Origin of the sequence: Bergeyella anatis (assembly GCF_036016955.1) — a bacterium.
Classification (GTDB): Bacteria; Bacteroidota; Bacteroidia; order Flavobacteriales; family Weeksellaceae; genus JAYWXI01.
This window is the reverse complement of sequence record NZ_JAYWXI010000085.1, coordinates 1-713: the sequence shown is the minus strand read 5'-3', so window position 1 is coordinate 713 and position 713 is coordinate 1. Positions and strand designations below refer to the sequence as shown.

Genomic DNA, 713 nt, shown 5'->3' with positions numbered 1-713 from the left:
CCTGCCCGAGACTACTAATTTAAGATAGAGGGGGAATTAGCTCAGCTGGCTAGAGCGCCTGCCTTGCACGCAGGAGGTCAAGGGTTCGACTCCCTTATTCTCCACGGTATTAGAGGACTGGTTTAAAAGTGACGATTGGAGCCAAAAACAACAATTGTTTATCAGTTTTCGGATAAGAAGAAAAGATCATTGACATTAACGGTAAAGACATCACAAAGAGAAAACCGAGCACAGAAGAGTGCTCGAGTAACCAAATAGGAAAGAAATCGTTAAGGGCGTATGGCGGATGCCTAGGCTTTCAGAGGCGAGGAAGGACGTGGTAAGCTGCGAAAAGCTACGGGGATTGGCACACACGAATTGATCCGTAGATATCCGAATGGGGCAACCCAATACATTGAAGATGTATTACTGCGCAAGCAGAGCAAACCCGGAGAACTGAAACATCTAAGTACCCGGAGGAAAAGAAATCGAAGAGATTCCGTAAGTAGTGGCGAGCGAAAGCGGATTAGCCCAAAAGCTTTTCTATGTTTAATAGAACACTTTGGAAAGAGTGGCCGTAGAGGGTGATAGCCCCGTACATGAAAGGCATAGATAAGTGATAAAAGAGTAGGGCGGGACACGTGAAATCCTGTCTGAATATGGGGGGACCATCCTCCAAGGCTAAATACTCCTGAAAGACCGATAGTGAACAAGTACTGTGAAGGAAAGGTGAA

Annotated in this window: 1 tRNA gene and 1 rRNA gene; both read left to right on the top strand. The window is 46.0% G+C overall.

The window, feature by feature from the left end:
* Nucleotides 1-30: 30 nt before the first annotated feature.
* Nucleotides 31-104 (top strand) — tRNA-Ala (locus VQ048_RS12345).
* A 155-nt stretch (nucleotides 105-259) separates the two neighbouring features.
* Nucleotides 260-713, top strand: a 23S ribosomal RNA gene (locus tag VQ048_RS12340); the annotation flags it as partial.